Origin of the sequence: Pseudomonas fluorescens (assembly GCF_001307155.1) — a bacterium.
GTDB classification, from domain to species: Bacteria; Pseudomonadota; Gammaproteobacteria; order Pseudomonadales; family Pseudomonadaceae; genus Aquipseudomonas; species Aquipseudomonas helvetica.
Genome location: NZ_CP012830.1, coordinates 5590625 through 5605813, shown reverse-complemented (window position 1 = coordinate 5605813; position 15189 = coordinate 5590625). Strand labels below are relative to the sequence as shown.

At 57.3% G+C, this 15189-nt stretch carries 15 protein-coding genes; 7 read left to right on the top strand and 8 right to left on the bottom strand.

The genetic code is table 11. From position 1 onward, the window contains the following. Positions 1-14 precede the first annotated feature (14 nt). Positions 15-1133 (bottom strand): ABC transporter ATP-binding protein, encoded by a 1119-nt coding sequence (locus AO353_RS25420; RefSeq protein WP_054597443.1) that lies wholly within the window; start codon positions 1131-1133, stop codon positions 15-17. 249 nt (positions 1134-1382) lie between these two features. On the opposite strand from AO353_RS25420, the gene AO353_RS25415 reads away from it, so the two are divergent. Beyond that, entirely contained in the window at positions 1383-2270 is an 888-nt protein-coding gene (locus AO353_RS25415) for a LysR substrate-binding domain-containing protein (protein WP_054597442.1), read from the top strand. Positions 2271-2327: 57 nt separating this feature from the next. Here AO353_RS25415 and AO353_RS25410 read toward each other — a convergent pair whose 3' ends face one another. Beyond that, entirely contained in the window at positions 2328-3218 is an 891-nt protein-coding gene (locus tag AO353_RS25410) for a LysR family transcriptional regulator (RefSeq protein ID WP_054597441.1), read from the bottom strand. Between the two features lie 304 nt (positions 3219-3522). Here AO353_RS25410 and moaB point away from each other — a divergent pair, with 304 nt between their 5' ends. After that, complete coding sequence (moaB, locus tag AO353_RS25405; protein WP_054597440.1) at positions 3523-4062, top strand: molybdenum cofactor biosynthesis protein B; 540 nt, start codon at positions 3523-3525, stop codon at positions 4060-4062. Continuing rightward, positions 4059-5264: a gephyrin-like molybdotransferase Glp gene (gene glp, locus AO353_RS25400; RefSeq protein WP_054597439.1), complete on the top strand. Its 1206-nt coding sequence runs from the start codon at positions 4059-4061 to the stop codon at positions 5262-5264. The genes moaB and glp overlap by 4 nt, the downstream gene beginning before the upstream one ends. A gap of 43 nt (positions 5265-5307) precedes the next feature. Here glp and moaE read toward each other — a convergent pair whose 3' ends face one another. From moaE to moaA, 5 genes are read right to left on the bottom strand one after another with little or no spacing between them, the layout of a single operon-like run. After that, positions 5308-5772: a molybdopterin synthase catalytic subunit MoaE gene (gene moaE / locus AO353_RS25395; RefSeq protein ID WP_054597438.1), complete on the bottom strand. Its 465-nt coding sequence runs from the start codon at positions 5770-5772 to the stop codon at positions 5308-5310. 3 nt (positions 5773-5775) lie between these two features. Continuing rightward, positions 5776-6027, bottom strand: coding sequence for a MoaD/ThiS family protein (locus AO353_RS25390; protein ID WP_054597437.1), 252 nt, complete (start codon positions 6025-6027; stop codon positions 5776-5778). Continuing rightward, the gene (moaC, locus tag AO353_RS25385) at positions 6024-6530 is read right to left on the bottom strand and encodes a cyclic pyranopterin monophosphate synthase MoaC (protein ID WP_054597436.1); all 507 of its coding nucleotides are present in this window, start codon (positions 6528-6530) and stop codon (positions 6024-6026) included. Before moaC ends, AO353_RS25390 begins: the two co-directional genes overlap by 4 nt. 46 nt (positions 6531-6576) lie before the next feature. Next, positions 6577-7476: a bestrophin family protein gene (locus AO353_RS25380; RefSeq protein WP_054597435.1), complete on the bottom strand. Its 900-nt coding sequence runs from the start codon at positions 7474-7476 to the stop codon at positions 6577-6579. Between the two features lie 44 nt (positions 7477-7520). Next, positions 7521-8519: a GTP 3',8-cyclase MoaA gene (gene moaA / locus AO353_RS25375; protein ID WP_054598335.1), complete on the bottom strand. Its 999-nt coding sequence runs from the start codon at positions 8517-8519 to the stop codon at positions 7521-7523. 437 nt (positions 8520-8956) lie between these two features. On the opposite strand from moaA, the gene AO353_RS25370 reads away from it, so the two are divergent. The 4 genes from AO353_RS25370 to AO353_RS25355 all read left to right on the top strand — a co-directional run bounded on the left by AO353_RS25370 (position 8957) and on the right by AO353_RS25355 (position 14038). Beyond that, positions 8957-11281, top strand: a complete 2325-nt coding sequence (locus tag AO353_RS25370; RefSeq protein WP_054597434.1) for an FdhF/YdeP family oxidoreductase — start codon at positions 8957-8959, stop codon at positions 11279-11281. 131 nt (positions 11282-11412) lie between these two features. Next, positions 11413-12834, top strand: a complete 1422-nt coding sequence (locus tag AO353_RS25365) for a cytochrome ubiquinol oxidase subunit I (RefSeq protein WP_054597433.1) — start codon at positions 11413-11415, stop codon at positions 12832-12834. A 15-nt stretch (positions 12835-12849) separates the two neighbouring features. Beyond that, on the top strand, positions 12850-13866 hold the full coding sequence (gene cydB / locus AO353_RS25360; RefSeq protein ID WP_054597432.1) for a cytochrome d ubiquinol oxidase subunit II: 1017 nt from the start codon (positions 12850-12852) through the stop codon (positions 13864-13866). Beyond that, complete coding sequence (locus AO353_RS25355; protein WP_054597431.1) at positions 13853-14038, top strand: DUF2474 domain-containing protein; 186 nt, start codon at positions 13853-13855, stop codon at positions 14036-14038. Before cydB ends, AO353_RS25355 begins: the two co-directional genes overlap by 14 nt. 64 nt (positions 14039-14102) lie before the next feature. Here the strand turns inward: AO353_RS25355 and AO353_RS25350 are convergent, their stop codons facing one another. Continuing rightward, a complete protein-coding gene (locus AO353_RS25350) occupies positions 14103-15050 on the bottom strand; it encodes a Dyp-type peroxidase (protein ID WP_371917638.1) in 948 nt (315 codons plus the stop codon). Positions 15051-15189 lie beyond the last annotated feature (139 nt).

The following is a 15189-nucleotide window of genomic DNA, read 5'->3' as shown; positions in this document are numbered from 1 at the left end:
ACAAACCCTCGTGCTCAATCCAGCAGGACACTGGCGCTACCGCGGTCGAACAGCAGGCCGGCCTGGCTGCCGACAGCAAAGCGCAGGCTTTGGTCGACGCTGTTGGGCGTGCGCACCGTCAGACGCGAACCGTCGTTCAGGCTGACCTGATATTGCAGGTCGGTGCCGAGGTAGATTTGCGCATCGATCCGGCACGGCAAGGCGCCGTCCGTGTTGGCGGGCAACAGATGCAGGCGCTCGGGACGCACCGAGAGCGCCACCGTTGCGCCCACGTTTACGTCGCTGCAGGGTTGAGCGGGAAGCGGGTGACCCGCCGGCCCGGCGAACCAGGCCAGGCCTGCTTCGACATGGGTGACCGTGCCTTCGATGAAGTTGGTCTCGCCGATGAAGTCCGCGACGAAGCGATTGCGCGGACGTTCGTAGATATCCTCTGGACGGCCAACCTGCTGCACCTCACCTTCGGACAACACGGCGATGCGGTCGGACATGGTCAGGGCTTCTTCCTGATCGTGAGTGACGAAGATAAAGGTGATGCCGGTCTTCGCCTGAATCGCCTTCAACTCTTCACGCATGGCCTGGCGCAGTTTGAGGTCAAGCGCCGAGAGCGGCTCGTCAAGCAGCAGCACTTTAGGATGGGGCGCCAGGGCCCGGGCCAGGGCGACTCGTTGTTGCTGGCCGCCGGACAGTTGCGTCGGGCGCCGCGTGGCGAAGCGTTCCATTTGCACCAGCGCCAGCATCTCGCGCACTCGTTCGGCGATCTGCGCCTTGCTCAAGACCTTGCCCATCGGGTGGGACTCAAGGCCGAATGCCAGGTTCTCGGCAATGGTCATGTGCGGAAACAGCGCGTAGTGCTGGAACACCGTATTGACCGGACGCTGGTAGGGCGGGCGGTCGGCGATGTTTTCGCCATAGAGCAGGATCTCGCCCTGGGTCGGAAATTCGAACCCGGCGATCATCCGCAGGAGGGTGGTTTTACCGCAGCCCGAAGGGCCGAGGAGGGTGAAGAACTCGTTGTCGCGGATATCCAGGTCGATGCTTTTCAGCGCCACCGGACCACTGTGAGGATCACCGTAGACTTTGCGTACAGCGCGAATTGACACAGCCAGCGTTTGCAGCGAATGCAGGGCATTCATGCGTTACCTCCGATTCCCCCATCGCCTGTGCCGGTATGCTGCAAACAGCCGTGCCGTCAGGCCATGGATATTATTTTTTTGGGCAGGATCGAGATCTGTTCGGGTGTGCAGCGAGCCGCTTCGTCGGGCTCTTTGGAGATTCTTGTTGTTCTTTAGTGGGTCGATTATCAGTGAGGGGTTGCGGGGGCGAAACTTCAATTTTAACATAGCACCTGTTAAATAATTTAATAGCAAAAGGCGTCCCAAGCCATGCCTGACCACCGTTTGCCACCGCTTAACGCGGTGCGTGCCTTTGATGCTGCTGCCCGCTTGGGCAGCTACGTCGAAGCCTCGAAGTCGCTGCACGTGACTCAGCCAGCCATTGGCCGACATGTGAAGCTGTTGGAGGAGTGGCTGGGGACCCAACTGTTTGAGCGCACCTCGCGCGGCGTCACGCTGACCACTGCCGGCGAGAAGTACCACCGCAAAATCGCTTCGGCGCTGCAATTGATCATCGAGGCCGGGAGGGAGCTGCAACCCAAAGACTCAGAGCGATGGCTGCGAATCATGGTCGTGCCGGGTTTCGCCAAACGCTGGTTGACCCCAAGATTGGAAGCGGCACGGCGTCTTCGCCCTGGATTGAAGTTCGCCATCGAACCTAACTCGACGTTCACCGATGTCGACGGCAAGACCGCTGACCTGGGGATTGTCTATGGCCTTGATGGGGAATACGCCCATTCCCGAGCCACCCTGATCTGCCCGCGGGTGTTTCCGATCTGTACGCCGGGCTACCTCGCCAGCATCGAACCGATCACCTGCCTCGCCGATCTGCTGAAACACAACCTGATTCACTTCGACGGCGAGTGGTGGAACATGTGGTTTGCCGCCAATGGCCTGGATGTTCACCTCACCTCGGACGTGTTGTACGTCAACAACGACCACGCGCTGTCGGTGGCGGAAAGCGGGCAAGGCATTGCGCTGGCGAATGAAGTGCTGGTGCGCGAAGAGCTCAAGGCCGGCACACTGGTGCGGGTGCTTGAAGAACAGGTAAAGCTGGAAAGCTACCGGGTGCTGACACCGTCGGCTGAACTGTCGGCGGATGCGCAGTGGTTCATCCAGTGGCTGACGACCGAGTTGGGACGCGAGTTTAGCGATTGAAGGCGCTTGAGAACCCACTGCACGGTCAATGCAGTGGGCGTGTGCCAAACCCTCGAATCAGCTCTTTGCAGCAAACAGCTTCAGGGCTTCAGCAAAACATTTCTCGGCAATGGCCGAGCGAGGTTCGGTTTTGCGCATCACCAGACCCAGGGGCGCGAGAACACTTGCATCTGGAAGGTTGATAAAGGCCAGATTCTCGATAGGGTTTTCCAGGCCACTGCCCAGCGGCATGATCGAGCAGCAAAAACCGTCGTGAATCGCCTGGAACAACTGATACGTCGAATCGGTTTCGAGTATTGGCTGTGGGTCCAGCCCACGGCTACGAAAACTCAGGTCAATGGATTTCCGATAGTGCATGCCATTGCTGATCATCCCCAATGGCAGCTCGGCAGCGTCTTCCCAGCTCATTTCCGTTCCTTCGAAATGGAAGTGGCGCGTGTCGTACAGCAAGCCGACGCGGGTTTCTCCAATTTCGAAAAAATCCAGATAGTTGGAATTCACGTGATCGAGATAACAGATGCCCAGATCCAGTTGGTTGTTACCAATCCCTTCGATTATTTGGTCCGAGCTCATCGATGACAGACTGAACTTGAGCTCCGGGAATGTACGGGAAAGCTCCTGAACGTAGCTGATCGGATTAAAGCCGCTGAGAGGCACCAGGCCCAGGCGCAAATTGCCGACTAACTGACCGCGACACGCGGCGGCTTCGGCGAACAGCCCGTCATGTGCGGCGAGCAGTGTTCTCGCCCAGGCCAGCACGCGTTCACCGGCCTGGGTGAAACCTTCAAAACGCTGGCCTCGAGTGACCAGTTCCAGACCCAATTCATCCTCAAGATTGCGCAAGCGCATGGACAGCGTCGGCTGAGTAATGTGGCAGCGCGCAGCGGCTTGCCCGAAATGTCGAGTCTGTTCCAGGGCGATCAGGAATTTGAGTTGCTTGATGTCCACAATGGCACCTGTCGAGGGATGAATGTGATGTCAGTAAAGCAGGTAAGTGTCCTGATTTAAAACACCGATAGTTGGGTCAGCAAACGATCTCACTGTCCCGCTTGTCAGTCCAATCACATGTATTGACCGACCGATTGGTTAGCTCTATCACGAGCGAATTTAGTTAAAACTACTAATCGTTGCGGGTGAGAAAGCTTTCGATAGAGGCGCTCGATAAACCGGTAGGCCAGAGTGATTAGACAGTGACTGTTTTAGCGAATTAGCCTCTGGCAATTGCTTTCATTATTGCCTGCCGGAGAATGACATGAGCGTTAAGTCGGATGCGTTATTTGTACCGTTGAATATGGCTGTGCTGACCGTCAGTGATACCCGTGAATATGCCAACGATACCTCTGGGCAATTGCTGGTCAGTCGATTGCTGGAGGCGGGGCACACCCTGAGTGAGCGTAACTTGCTCAAGGATGATCTGTATAAAATCCGCGCGCAGGTAGCCACCTGGATTGCCGATGAACATATTCAGGTCGTGCTGATTACCGGGGGGACCGGGTTTACCGGGCGCGACAGCACACCTGAGGCGGTGGCCTGCTTGCTGGATAAACAGATTGATGGCTTTGGTGAGCTGTTTCGGGCGATTTCCATCCTCGATATCGGCACCTCCACGGTTCAGAGCCGGGCCTTGGCCGGGCTGGCCAACGGCACGCTGGTGTGCTGCCTGCCAGGTTCGACCGGCGCCTGTCGAACTGCGTGGGAAGGCATTCTTGCCGAGCAGCTGGATGCACGTCACAGGCCGTGCAATTTCGTGCCGCACCTCAAGCCTGTGCAAGCCTGCGGGACACGGGGATGAGCCCGTCACAACTGATGCCTGTGGAGGAGGCCATCGACAGATTGCTGGCGATGGCCGAAGCGCAGCGTCTTCATGATAGCGAGTCGGTACCGCTGAGTGACGCACGGCAACGGGTGTTGGCCAGTGACCTGGTGGCAACTCTCGATCTTCCGCCTTGGCCGAACAGTGCCATGGATGGATATGCCTTGAATGTGGGCGACTGGAGCGGACAGCCGTTTGCCGTGTCACAACGAATTCTTGCCGGTCAGGCCCCCGAAGCGTTGCTACCGGGAACCTGTGCCCGAATCTTTACCGGAGCGCCGGTACCCGAGGGTGCCAACAGTGTCGAGATGCAGGAAAACGTCGAGCTTTTGGAGGACGGCCGGGTACGTTTCAAACAGTCGCTGACGGCAGGCCAGAATATTCGACCGCAGGGCCAGGAGAACCGTGTCGGGCAGGTTTTGCTTCGTGCGGGCAAACGACTGGGGCCTTTTGAGTTGGCTATCGCCGCGGCCCAGGGATATACGCATGTGCATGCCGTACGGCGCCCACGGGTTGCGCTGCTCTCCACAGGCGATGAACTGGCCGAACCGGGCACGCCTTTGAAGCCTGGCTGTATCTACAACAGCAATCGCACCTTGTTGAGCCACTGGTTAAGTGCACTGGGTTGTGAGGTCATCGATGCCGGCATTCTCCCCGATAGGCCACAGCAGACGCGGCTCAAACTCGAACAGTTGCAACACGCAGCGGACGTGATTCTCACCACTGGCGGCGTGTCCGCAGGTGACGCCGATTGTCTCGGGCAGGTGCTGCGTGAATGCGGTAAACCACTGTTCTGGAAGTTGTCGATCAAGCCGGGGAAACCACTGACAGTGGGACACTTTGGCACGGTGCCGGTCATTGGCCTGCCAGGAAACCCGACGTCGGCGCTGGTGACATTTGGACTGTTGGCCCGCGCCTATCTGTTGCGTATCCAGGGCGTCGAAGAAGTGACGCCATTGAGCTTCCCGATGAGCGTCGGTTTTGATTGGCCAAAAGCCGGAGGCCGCAGGGAATACCTCAGAGCCAGGCTGGAGGCGGGGCGCGCCATCCTCTATCCGAACCAGAGTTCAGGCGTGTTGCTCGGCGCATCCTGGGCTGATGGACTGGTCGAGATTCCAGAGGGTTGCACGCTGCAGGCCGGTGACACGGCGCGGTTTATTCCGTTCTGCGACTTGTTCTAATCGATCTATCCACCCCCTCAATTATTTGAGGGGGCTCCTACCGCTAGCACCCATCGCCACCTTCCCAGCGACGTGCTGCCAGCCGATCACTCTCTCTGCCGCATACCCAACGGTCACCGGAGCCGGTTTCTTCACGCTTCCAGAAGGGCGCTCGTGTTTTCAGGTAGTCCATTAAAAAAGCGCAGGCATCAAAGGCCGCCTGTCGATGCTCGCTGGCAACGCCGACAAACACGATGGGATCACCGACGTTCAAAAGACCCACGCGGTGAACGATGTTCACTCGCTGAAGAGGCCACCTGTCATTGGCCTGGTCGACGATGCGTTGCAATGATTGCTCGGTCATTCCTGGATAATGTTCGAGAAACAGGCTGCTGACCTTTTCCCCCTGATTGATATCCCGGACATAGCCGACGAAGGTGGCCACGGCACCAACGCCAGGGTCTTTGGCGTGCAAACGGCTGTTCAGTTCATTCAGGTTGAATAGCTCGGTCTGGACCTGAACAGTCATCGCTCAACCCCCCGTCACTTGAGGGAAGAAGGCGATCTCATCGAAGTCTTCGATGGCGGCGTCGAGCGTACACAACTCCTGGTTCAGCGCGCACATGAGGCTGGTTTCACCGAGGACTTGCTCCCACACCTCGCCTCTGGCGATCAGCAGTTTTCTGACATCGTCAATGCTCTGCAATGACGCGGTCAGCGCGATTTTTTCTCCGCCAATGCCGAGTTGTTCTCGATAACGCGCAAAGTAGTTGATAAGAATCATTGAGCGACACTCGCTTCAAAGTTACCGGATTTTCCGCCGTGTTTTCTGAGCAGCTGGATGTTCTCGATGATCATCCCTCGGTCGACGGCTTTGCACATGTCGTAGATCGTCAGTGCCGCCACACTCGCCGCCGTGAGGGCTTCCAGTTCGACACCTGTTCTGCCGTTAAGTCGGCAGGTGCTCACAATCCTTATGCGATCGGGCTCGATGGCCTGCAGTTCGATGTGAATGGCGCTGAGCATCAAGGGGTGGCATAGCGGGATGAGTTCATGGGTTTTCTTCGCCGCCATGATCCCGGCGATACGAGCGACCGCAAACACGTCGCCTTTGGGGTGCCCGTTTTGCTGGATAAGTTTCAACGTGGCGGGTTGCATCCGTATCCAGGCCTGCGCTTGAGCTTCACGGTTTGTCGGATCTTTTTCGCTGACATCGACCATGTTGGCCCGGCCCTCGGCATCCAGATGAGTCAGCGTCGCGGAATCGGATTGATTGAATTCGTTCATGTTTATCCTTCACCCCAGCGGGTGCCTGATGGGAAGTGGGGGCGAATCAGTCCAGCACGAAGTCCACTGGCTGAAGCAGCGGAGGGAGTTCTGTCGCACCCAAGGCGTCAAGCACTTCACGCTCGATGGTGCGCACAATGGCATTGGTTGGAAGGTCGTTTTCATCTCGACCAAAGGGGTCTTCCAATTCGTCGCCAATGGCATCCAGCCCAAAAAACGTATAACTCACAATCGCGGTGAACACCGGCGTTAGCCAACCCAGTGGCTCGGCCATCGCGAAGGGCAGCAAGATGCAAAATATGTAAATGGTCCTGTGCAGCAGGAGTGTGTAAGGGAACGGGAGTGGGGTGCTCTTGATTCGCTCACAGGTCGTTTGCGTGGTGGTCAGATTGGTCAGGTGATTGGCCATCAGCGTGTAACGCCATTCGTTGATCTCACCGGATTCGGCGAGCGTCGAGCACTGTTGGCCGACGTGGCGCAGGATCCGTTCAGGGATGTTCGGGGTGTTGGCTGAGGGCAACCTGCTGAGCCACGTACTCGCGGCACTGAGTTCGTCTTCTTTGCGAAGCTTGGCGTTAAGCGCATGGGCAAACCCGCAGAGGTCGAGCAATACCTTGCTGCGTTGCTGTTTGTCCTTGATGACCTGGGTTTCCCTGATCATCGAGCGTACATCCATCACCATCGCACCGAGCGCTTTGCGCGCTTCATACCAGCGGTCGTAGCAGGCGTTGTTGCGAAAGTTCATGAAGATTGAAAGTGATAACCCCAGCAGCGTGAAGGGGGTGGCATTGACCTTCGAGAAGTACGCGGGATGGAGTGTCTCGACCAGGACAATAGCAGAGGCCAGGAGAGTCACCAGAAGGCTGCGCAGCGCGATACGCTTGGCAATCGAGCCTTTGAGTGAAATCAGGACATTGATCAGATTAGGTTTGGCTCTAACGATCATGGGGGACAGCCTTCTAGAGAGTAATGATCTGAAAACGGGGCAGGCTATCCGCCGGTCATGTTCATGAAACGGACAACTTGCACCTCATCATTGAGTTCAAAGTTGTGTCGGTACGGCTTGATCTTCATCGACTCGATGATTGCCTTCTCCAGGCGCTCCGGCTCTCCTGGAAAGCGGCGAAGTACTTCCTTCAGGTCGACGGAATGCTCATTGCCCAGACACAGCAAGAGCCGGCCTTCGACGGTCAGCCGAACACGATTGCAGGTAGCGCAAAAGTTGTGGCTGTGGGGCGAGATGAACCCCAGGCGAATATCCGGTGCCTGGGCCAGGCGCCAATAGCGCGAAGGGCCTTGGGTCGATTCCGCGGATTCGATAAGGGTGTAGCGCTCGGCAATACGCTCGCGCACCTGCGCGCTTGAAAAGAACGCGTCGGCACGGCTGTGCTCGCTGATAACGCCTAGCGGCATCTCTTCAATGAAGGAAATATCCAGCCCACGATCAATCGCAAAGCCTACGAGATCATTTATCTCGTGATCATTGCGGCCTTTCATGACGACGCAGTTGAGTTTGGTATGTTGAAAACCTGCCGCATTCGCTGCGTCAATTCCGCCGATGACGGTAGCCAGATCACCCGTGCGGGTCAGTTCGCGGAAGCGCTTGGCGTCCAGGCTGTCGAGGCTGATATTGAGGCGCTTGAGCCCCGCATCGAATAACGGTGCCGCGAGCTTGCCCAGCTGTGAACCGTTTGTGGTCATGCACAGTTCACGCAGCCCCGGCAGCGCGGCAATCCGTTTACAGAGATCTACAACGCCGGGGCGAATCAACGGTTCACCACCGGTCAGGCGGATTTTACGGGTGCCCAGCGCCACAAAGCTTTCAGCTAATTGATAGATCTCTTCCAGCGTCAATACGCGCTGTCGCGGCAAAAACTCCATGTCCTCGGCCATGCAATAGACACAGCGGAAATCGCACCGGTCGGTCACAGACATTCTGAGATAGTCGACCCGCCGGGAAAAACCATCCATCAACATTCGATCTGACATCTCAACCTCCATCAGCGCTCCAGGTCTATCGAGCATGGCGCTGGTTTTGGAAAGCCACTGCTATATAGGGCCTTGTTGAGGCAAGACTAAGGTCATTTAAAGTCGTCGTCTAATCACTATTAACAACTGATTGATCAATGGGGTCTATCGAGAGAAAAGTGGTTCCTGTTTATGTTGATTTAAATATTTAACTCATTGATTTGTATTGATTATTTTGTTGATAGATTATTTTGATGATCTGGTCATTATTAACGATTAGACAGGCATGTAGTACGCGGAATAGTCTGGGTTCGTACCCCTGGGTCGGGCCCTTGAAGTGATTAACTGCGAATAACCTACCGCTAAATAAATCCGCATTTTTATAGGCGCACAACAACAGCAATTAACAACGACTTGACATCAGGTTGACGCCTGCGTGCACGTCTTGGAGAAGTATCATGAGCGAAGTTGAACGTTATAAACCGTATAAGGGGGCGGCCGCTGGCTGGGGCGCGCTGATTGCTGTGACCAAAAACTGGCTGGGCAGCGAAAACGCGTTCAAGAACATTCGAGCCATGCTCAAGACCAACCAGAACGGCGGCTTCGACTGCCCGGGCTGTGCCTGGGGCGAGTCGCCGGAAAATGGCATGGTCAAGTTCTGCGAGAACGGCGCCAAAGCGGTCAACTGGGAAGCTACCGGCCGCCTGGTCAACCCGGCGTTTTTCAACAAATACACGGTGTCGTCGCTGGCGGCGCAAAGTGACTATTGGCTTGAATACCAGGGGCGCCTGACTCACCCCATGCGCTATGACGCCTCTGCTGATCGTTACGTCGAAACCAGCTGGGACGATGCGTTTGCCTTGATCGCCAAACACTTGAAAGGGCTGACGTCGCCGGATCAGGCCGAGTTCTACACCTCCGGTCGGGCCAGCAACGAAGCGGCTTACCTCTATCAGCTATTCGTTCGCGCCTACGGCAGCAACAACTTCCCTGACTGTTCGAACATGTGCCATGAGGCGAGCGGCCTGGGCATGGATGACAGCGTCGGCGTGGGCAAAGGCACGGTCACGTTCGATGACCTGGAGGAAGCCGATGCGATTTTCGTCATCGGCCAGAACCCTGGTACCAATCACCCACGGATGCTTGAGCCTCTGCGCGAAGCGGTGAAGCGGGGCGCGCAGGTGATCTGTTTCAACCCCCTGAAAGAGCGTGGGCTGGAACGCTTCCAGCACCCGCAGCATCCACTGGAAATGCTCACCAACGGCTCCGAACCGACCTCGTCTGCGTACTTTCGTCCGGCATTGGGCGGTGACATGGCAGCGATGCGCGGCATCGCCAAGTTTTTGTTGCAGTGGGAGCGCGAAGCGCTGGCGAACAACAGCGAGGCAGTGTTCGACCGCGCGTTCATCGCCGAGCACACCTCGGGCCTGGACACCTACCTGGCCGAAGTCGACGCCACGACCTGGGAGCACATCGTCGAACAGTCCGGCCTGTCGCTGGCGGACATCGAACTGGCGGCCCGCATGTACCGCAAAGCCAAGCGGGTCATCATGTGTTGGGCGATGGGGGTGACCCAGCACACTCACTCGGTGGTGACCGTGCAAGAGATCATCAATGTGCAGTTGTTGCGTGGCAATATCGGTCGCCCGGGGGCAGGGCTGTCGCCGGTGCGCGGGCACAGTAATGTGCAGGGCGACCGCACCATGGGCATCAACGAACTGGCGCCGCCTGAGTTTATTGATGCGCTGGAAGCACGCTTTGCCTTCAAGGCACCGCGCCGACACGGGCATAACACGGTGATGGCGATTGCGGCGATGGAAGACGGGCGCTCGAAGGTCTTCATCGGCCTGGGCGGCAACTTTGCTCAGGCAACTCCCGACAGCCCGCGCACTCATGACGCACTGCGCAAGTGTGACCTCACGGTGCACATTGCGACAAAGCTCAATCGCAGCCATCTGGTCACTGGCCGTGAGGCCTTGATCTTGCCGTGCCTGGGGCGCACCGATATCGACATTCAAGAGGAAGGTCCGCAAGGCGTGACGGTAGAAGACACCTTCAGCATGGTGCACATTTCCCACGGCCAACTGAAACCCAAATCACCGCTGATGCGTTCGGAGCCGGCGATCATTGCCGGGATTGCCAACGCAACCCTGGGTAAGCACCCGATTGACTGGCTCTGGGCGGTCGCCGATTACAGTCGCATCCGTGACCTGATTGCCGACACCATTCCCGGTTTCGAGGATTTCAATAATAAACTGCTGCACCCCGGTGGCTTTCACCTGGGTAACGATGCCGCCAAACGCATCTGGAATACCTCGACTGGCAAAGCGCAGTTTGCCCCCAGCGAATTGCCGGAACACCTGGTCAGCGAAGGCGTGCGTAACCTGGACGTGAAGCCGGATCTGATCCTGCAAACCATGCGCTCCCACGATCAGTACAACACCACCTTGTACGGACTGGATGATCGTTATCGCGGCGTCTACGGCATGCGCGATGTGGTGTTCGTCAACGAGCAGGACATTCGCAAACTGGGTTACGAGCCGGGGCAAAAGGTCGACATGATCTCGCTGTGGGGCGATGGTCGTGAGCGTCGAGTGAGCGGTTTCACCTTGATCGCCTACGACATTCCGCCTGGTCAGGCCGCTGCCTATTACCCGGAAACCAACCCGCTGGTGCCGCTGGAAAGCTACGGCGACCGGACGTTCACGCCGACCTCGAAGTTCATCGCGATTCGCCTTGAACAGGCACAGGCCAGCAACCTGATCCAGTCCTTCGGCGCTTGAGTCTGGCCGGGGTGGCGTGATTACCACCCCGGCCTCACCAGATCATTGGAAATCTGTTCGCTGCGAGCCATGAGGCTCATTGCGGCCGGGCTCTGTGTGCACGTGCATCGGGCCACTATGAGGGTATTGTCATGTTAAATCCGGGAGCGCTCGACCTGGCGCGAATTCAATTCGCGTTTACGGTCTCGTTTCACATCATATTTCCCGCCATCACTATCGGGCTTGCCAGTTTCCTGGCGGTCCTCGAAGGGCTCTGGCTGAAAAGCAACAACTCGGTTTACAAGGACCTGTATCACTTCTGGTCGAAAATCTTTGCCGTCAACTTCGGTATGGGAGTGGTCTCCGGGCTGGTCATGGCCTACGAGTTCGGCACCAACTGGAGCCGGTTCTCTGACTTCGCCGGGAGTATTACCGGGCCATTGCTGACGTATGAGGTGTTGACGGCGTTTTTTCTCGAGGCCGGCTTCCTTGGGGTGATGTTGTTTGGCTGGAACCGGGTAGGGCGAGGGCTGCACTTCTTTGCCACGGTGATGGTCGCCATCGGTACGTTGATCTCGACCTTCTGGATTCTGGCCTCCAACAGCTGGATGCAGACGCCACAGGGGTTCTCGATCGTGGATGGGCGGATCATGCCGATGGACTGGCTGGCCATCGTCTTCAATCCGTCGTTCCCATTCCGACTGGCGCATATGGCCATCGCTGCGTTTGTGGCCACGGCGTTCTTTGTCGGCTCTTCCGCGGCCTGGCATTTGCTGCGCAAAAATGACACGCCGCAAGTGCGCAAGATGCTCTCGATGGCGTTGTGGATGGCGTTGATCGTGGCGCCGATCCAGGCGGTGGTCGGTGATGCCCATGGTTTGAATACCCTGGAACATCAACCGGCGAAAATTGCCGCCATGGAAGGGCACTGGGAAAACATCGGTAACGAGCCGACGCCGCTAGTGCTGTTCGGTATCCCGGACATGGCGGCCGAGAAGACCCGCTATGCGCTGGAAATCCCTTACCTGGGCAGCCTCATCCTGACTCACAGCCTGGATAAACAGATCCCCGCCCTCAAGAGTTTCCCAAAAGAGGACCGTCCTAACGCGACCATCATCTTCTTCAGCTTTCGGATTATGGCCGGGCTTGGAATGTTGATGATCCTCACCGGTTTGCTGGGTCTTGTTTTACGTCGTAACGAGGCGCTGTACCGCAACCGCCTGTTCCTGCGCCTGGTGTTGTTCATGGGGCCGACCGGTCTTATCGCGATGTTGGCGGGCTGGATCACCACAGAAGTAGGCCGTCAGCCATGGGTCGTCTACGGGCTTCTGCGAACCGCCGATGCGGCTTCCAACCACACGGTCACGCAGCTCAGCGTTTCGCTGGCGTTGTTTGTGTTGATCTACTTCTCGGTGTTCGCGGTGGGCATCGGCTACATGATGAAGCTGGTACGCAAAGGCCCGCAGCCACATCACGAGCATCCGCCTCAAGGCGGTCTGGACCAGGAGCGCACGCCACGCCGCCCCCTGTCCGCCATCTCCGAGACGTTCGCGTCCGGCGATCACGTCAACTGAGCAAGGGGATAGATCATGGGTATTCAAGGTATAGATCTGTCGTTGATCTGGGGCGTCATCATTGCCTTCGGGGTGATGATGTACGTGATCATGGACGGCTTCGATCTGGGGTTGGGCATCCTGTTCCCGCTGATCCCGGACAGGCAGGAACGCGATGTGATGATGAACACCGTCGCGCCGGTCTGGGACGGTAACGAAACCTGGCTGATACTCGGCGGGGCGGCACTTTACGGTGCGTTTCCGTTGGCTTACTCGGTGATTCTGGAGGCGTTGTATCTGCCGCTGATTTTCATGCTGGCCGGGTTGATATTTCGCGGTGTGGCGTTTGAATTCCGCTTCAAGGCCAGTCCTGAAAAACGTCACATCTGGGACATGGCCTTTATCGGCGGCTCGCTCCTGGCAACGTTTTGCCAAGGCATCGTGATTGGCGCCTATATCGCTGGAATTCCGGTGGTCAATAGGCAGTTTGCAGGCGGCACCCTGGACTGGCTGTCAGCCTTTCCACTGTTCTGCGGTTTCGGGTTGATCGTCGCCTACGCGCTGCTCGGCAGTACCTGGTTGCTGGTCAAGACCGAAGGCATGCTTGAATCACGCATGCGTCACTACACTCGCCCGCTGGCGTTCACCCTCACGGCGGTCGTGGCGGTGCTCTGTGTCTGGACACCGATGCTGCATCCGGAGATTGCGATTCGCTGGTTCACGCACGCGCATACCGTGGTCTTTGGCGGGTTGTTGATCCTCGGAGTGCTGGCGCTATTCGGGTTGCTCAGGTCGTTACGCCACTACCACTCGCACTGGCCATTTGTGTTCACGTTGGCGCTGGTTTTCCTGGGGTATATCGGTCTGGCCTTCAGCATCTGGCCGAATATCGTACCGCCCTCCATCAGCCTGTGGGAGGCCGCATCGCCGCCTTCAAGCCAGCTGTTCATCTTGATCGGCACGTTGTTCATTCTGCCAATCATCCTGATGTACACCTGCTGGAGCTACTACGTGTTCCGCGGAAAAGTGAGGATCGGCGATGGCTACCATTGACAGCAAAAGCGCTCTGACGAGTGAAGAGTCGGTCACGCAAAACCAATCCTCCCCTTGGTATCGACGGGTTCTTTGGTTGATCGCTATCTGGTTCGGCAGTGTGATTGCGCTGGGGGCAGTGGCGAGCTTGTTCCGGCTGATGATGCATATGGCCGGAATGACCACTCATTGATGACTGGTTTCATACGATAAAGGCCCGGCGCGATCTTTCGCGCCGGGCTTTTTTTACCAATGGCCTAAGGCTCGCGATCAGCGAGCTCTTCGAGCAGGTCTGCTGACGGAACGAAGAACAAGCCTCCGGTGACCGCCGTGCTGAAATCGAGCAACCGGTCATAGTTGCCCGCGGGTCTGCCGACAAACATGTTCTCGAGCATCTGCTCGATCGGTTCTGGGGAGCGCGCATAGCCGATGAAGTAGGTACCGAACTCGCCTGCGCCTGGCCGACCGAACGGCATGTTGTCGCGCAGGATTTTCACTTCCTGTCCGTCCTTGGTGATGGTCGTCAAGGAGCTGTGCGAACAGCTCGGTTTGACCGAGTCATCGAGTTCGATATCGGAGAGTTTTTTGCGTCCGATAATGCGTTCCTGAGCCTCGACGGATAACTCGTTCCACGCGCTCATCTTGTGCAGGTATTTCTGTACCAGCACATAGCTGCCACCGCTATACGACGGGTCTTCATCACCAATGATCGTGAAGTCGACAGCATGGCGACCGACCGGGTTTTCGGTGCCGTCGACAAAACCGACCATGCTGCGCATGTCGAAATAACGGAAACCCTGAACTTCATCAACGACCGAGACTGCATCGCCAAGCGCTGAGAGCAATTGCGTCGCCAATTCGAAACAGAGGTCCATTTGATCCGCACGAATGTGCAGCAAAATGTCGCCCGGCGTTGCGACGGCTCGACGTCCCTCTACACCGAACTCGCGGAATGGATGCAAAGAGGCGGGACGCGGGCTGCCGAACAAGGTATCCCAGGCACTGGAACCGATGCCGCAGACACACGACAAATTGCCCGAGGGAACACGTTTACCGACCGATCGCGTGAGGGCCGCGACGTCTGCGCACCAGGCCCGCACTTTAGCGGCAGATTCATTCCCAGGCGCTAGTGTGGCGACGATGAAAATCGCGCTGCTGGTAATGGGACTACAGACGGATTGAGGATCAGGCGTTTTATTATCCATTGGCATCAGTTTTGTCATTGATAATTCCACATGCGGCGCAGCGGGAGTGAAAGACAGTAGCAGGTAATGCTTTCAAAACAGCAATCGACGTGGACGAGCAGTCCATGCGGCGTACCTCACTCATCGTGGCTTTCATGGA

Excerpts from the sequence above, each read along its gene's own strand:
- AO353_RS25420 (WP_054597443.1), bottom strand. The coding sequence starts at position 1,133 with ATGAATGCCCTGCATTCGCTGCAAACGCTGGCTGTGTCAATTCGCGCT.
- AO353_RS25415 (WP_054597442.1), top strand. The coding sequence starts at position 1,383 with ATGCCTGACCACCGTTTGCCACCGCTTAACGCGGTGCGTGCCTTTGAT.
- moaB (WP_054597440.1), top strand. The coding sequence starts at position 3,523 with ATGAGCGTTAAGTCGGATGCGTTATTTGTACCGTTGAATATGGCTGTG.
- glp (WP_054597439.1), top strand. The coding sequence starts at position 4,059 with ATGAGCCCGTCACAACTGATGCCTGTGGAGGAGGCCATCGACAGATTG.
- moaE (WP_054597438.1), bottom strand. The coding sequence starts at position 5,772 with ATGACTGTTCAGGTCCAGACCGAGCTATTCAACCTGAATGAACTGAAC.
- AO353_RS25390 (WP_054597437.1), bottom strand. The coding sequence starts at position 6,027 with ATGATTCTTATCAACTACTTTGCGCGTTATCGAGAACAACTCGGCATT.
- moaC (WP_054597436.1), bottom strand. The coding sequence starts at position 6,530 with ATGAACGAATTCAATCAATCCGATTCCGCGACGCTGACTCATCTGGAT.
- AO353_RS25380 (WP_054597435.1), bottom strand. The coding sequence starts at position 7,476 with ATGATCGTTAGAGCCAAACCTAATCTGATCAATGTCCTGATTTCACTC.
- moaA (WP_054598335.1), bottom strand. The coding sequence starts at position 8,519 with ATGTCAGATCGAATGTTGATGGATGGTTTTTCCCGGCGGGTCGACTAT.
- AO353_RS25370 (WP_054597434.1), top strand. The coding sequence starts at position 8,957 with ATGAGCGAAGTTGAACGTTATAAACCGTATAAGGGGGCGGCCGCTGGC.
- AO353_RS25365 (WP_054597433.1), top strand. The coding sequence starts at position 11,413 with ATGTTAAATCCGGGAGCGCTCGACCTGGCGCGAATTCAATTCGCGTTT.
- cydB (WP_054597432.1), top strand. The coding sequence starts at position 12,850 with ATGGGTATTCAAGGTATAGATCTGTCGTTGATCTGGGGCGTCATCATT.
- AO353_RS25355 (WP_054597431.1), top strand. The coding sequence starts at position 13,853 with ATGGCTACCATTGACAGCAAAAGCGCTCTGACGAGTGAAGAGTCGGTC.
- AO353_RS25350 (WP_371917638.1), bottom strand. The coding sequence starts at position 15,050 with ATGGATAATAAAACGCCTGATCCTCAATCCGTCTGTAGTCCCATTACC.